We start from the raw sequence: 2,582 nt of genomic DNA, 5'->3' as shown, positions 1-2,582 counted from the left end.
TTGGCAAATTTCAAACAGACGGGTGCACCGACTTTGATTCTTTCTCCTGTGTCGGTCAGCATACCGGTGGTTTTATTCCGTTTGAATATCACGATGGAATCGCTGTATTGGTTTGCTGCCAGGAGGAAGTTGCCTTCCGGGTCGATAACAAAGTTCCTGGGCCCTTTGCCCATGCTTGAGGTACGGCCTTTCAATGATAGCTTTCCCGTTTTAGGAGCGATCGCAAAAATCGCAATATCGTTTGCATCCCCGCGGTTGGAGCTGTAAAGGAACTTTCCATCGGGCGAGACGTGAATATCTGCAGCACCGGTCTCACCTTTAAATGCCGGATCAACCATCGATATGTTTTGCAAAAGCGAGAGTTTCCCCTTGTTATATCCGAAGGCAGAAATATTGCCGTTCAGCTCTTGTATGGAGTAGGCAAACTTGCCGTTGGGATGAAATTCGAAGTGGCGTGGTCCGCTGCCTTTTCCTGCGTCTACAAAGGGGTATTCGCCGGTAGAGACAGGCTGTGTATTGCCGGCAGAGTTAAATCTATAAATACTGATTTGGTCTGTTCCGAGGTCACTTACGATCAGATGATCTTCTTCCGGAGAAAAAACAGCTGAATGTACGTGAGATCTTTCCTGGCGCTCCTTATTTACGCTGCTGCCGGAGTGTTGAATAGTCTGTGCTGCTTCTCCGAGAGACCCGTCTTTCTGAACCGGGTAGACAGAAAAACTCCCGCCGCTATAGTTTGCTGCTATGACATACCGGTTGTCTTTATCGATAACTATATAACATGGAGCGGATCCGTTGGAGGGTTTTTTATTCAGGAATTTCAGTGTCCCGCTAGTTTTGTCAAACGAAAAAGAGCTGACATCCCCGCTTCCTTCGTTGACGGCATATAGAAAGTTTCCTTCTTTATTCAGAGCGACATAGGACGGATCATTTACGCCCGTAGCTTTATTTTTGTAAGAGGCTTTACCTGTAGATGTATCAAATTCATACACATAAATACCTTCACTGGTACCCTTGTTTGTGTATGTCCCGATAATGAGATTCAATTTCTGCGCATTCACCATATTCACTGGCGCCAATGAGATCAGCGAAATAATAGACAGAAGGATGTACTGATTGGTTTTCATAAATACGAAGTTAATGAAATATGAAGAAGTTTAAAGGAGAGGCCAGGGGATTCAAAACAAAAGCCCCGGATATCCGGGGCTCGTGCTTATTTTATTTTATAAAATGTTTTAACTGAATGATCTCTTTTTCTTCGAGGTAGCGCCATCTGCCTCTTGGAAGATCCTTTTTGGTAAGGTTGGCATATACTACTCTATCGAGCTTTACCACTTCATATCCGAGATGTTCGAATATTCTCCTCACAATCCTGTTTTTGCCACTGTGGATCTGGATTCCGATCTCTTTTTTGGTACCACCCTGGACGTAGCTCACGGTATCAGGCTTGATAAGGCCGTCTTCCAGTTCTATTCCGAATGAGATTTTGTTGAGGTCGCCCTGGGCCAGGCTCTTACTTAATTCTACCTGGTAGATCTTTGTGACATTGTTTCTGGGATGAGACAGCTTTTCGGCAAGATCACCGTCGTTCGTCAGCAACAGCAGTCCGGTTGTATTCCGGTCGAGCCTTCCAACCGGATAAATCCGTTCTTTGGATGCTTTTTCAACTAATTGCATAACTGTTCTCCGCTCCTGGGGATCGTCTGTTGTTGTGATATAGTCTTTTGGCTTGTTTAAAAGCACATATACCATTTTCTCCCTTCTCAGGGCTTCTCCGTTATATCTGATCTCATCTTTGGCCGGATCCACTTTAAAGCCAAGCTCGGATACTACTTCTCCGTTCACAGATATGACGCCTGCTTCAATCAATTCATCAGCTTTACGCCTTGAACATATACCTGCATTAGCAATGTAACGGTTCAGCCTTATGAGTTCAGATTCTTTATTTTCCTGTTTCTTTCGTCCTCTTAAAACCGGAGCCTGCTCAATATGCTCTTCGCTTGTCCAGTTTCTGTCTTCCCTGCTTCTGTAGTTGCGGGAGGGCGCGTCATAGTTTTTCTTCTCTCTGCCCGGATTTTCAGTTCTGCGCCTTTGGTCTCTGTCTCCACCGAATGATTTCTTTTCAAACGGCCTTTTTTCAAAGGGTCTGTCCTTTCTGAAGTCCGGTTTTTCTTCTCCTTGTTCAGAAGACCGTTTCCTGAAGGGCCTGCTGTCTCCATCGAATGATTTCTTTTCAAACGGCCTTTTTTCAAAGGATCTGTCTTTTCTGAATTCAGATCTTTCTTCTCCCTGTTCTGAAGATCGTTTCCTGAAAGGTCTGCTGTCTCCGCCGAATGATCCTTTCTTTCCCGGGGAGAAAGGTCTTGATCCTGAACCAGAATCTGTCCGGCTTCCCGATCTTTCTGATTTAACCCAGGCTCTTCCGGTGCTTTTTTCACTATTGAATCCTGGTTTATTACGGTCTCCTCCTCCTTCTGTATCGCGGCTTCTTTCCCTGTACGGAGATCTGCCTCTTTCGGGGCGGTCGTCTCTTGAGCTGTTAAATGGCTTTTTACCACGGGAGGAGGGGAACGATGATCTGT

At 45.4% G+C, this 2,582-nt stretch carries 2 protein-coding genes; both read right to left on the bottom strand.

Going from position 1 to position 2,582, the window contains the following annotated elements; translation table 11 throughout:
- Window positions 1-1,127, bottom strand: a 1,127-nt coding sequence (locus DDR33_RS16870) for a lactonase family protein (RefSeq protein WP_109417057.1), incomplete at its 3' end; no start/stop codon positions are given.
- Window positions 1,128-1,218: 91 nt separating this feature from the next.
- Window positions 1,219-2,582: pseudouridine synthase (locus DDR33_RS16865; protein WP_238387840.1), on the bottom strand; the 1,364-nt coding region annotated here is incomplete at its 5' end.

This window comes from Pararcticibacter amylolyticus (assembly GCF_003130405.1).
Classification (GTDB): domain Bacteria; phylum Bacteroidota; class Bacteroidia; order Sphingobacteriales; family Sphingobacteriaceae; genus Arcticibacter; species Arcticibacter amylolyticus.
This window is presented reverse-complemented; position numbering and strand designations above follow the sequence as displayed.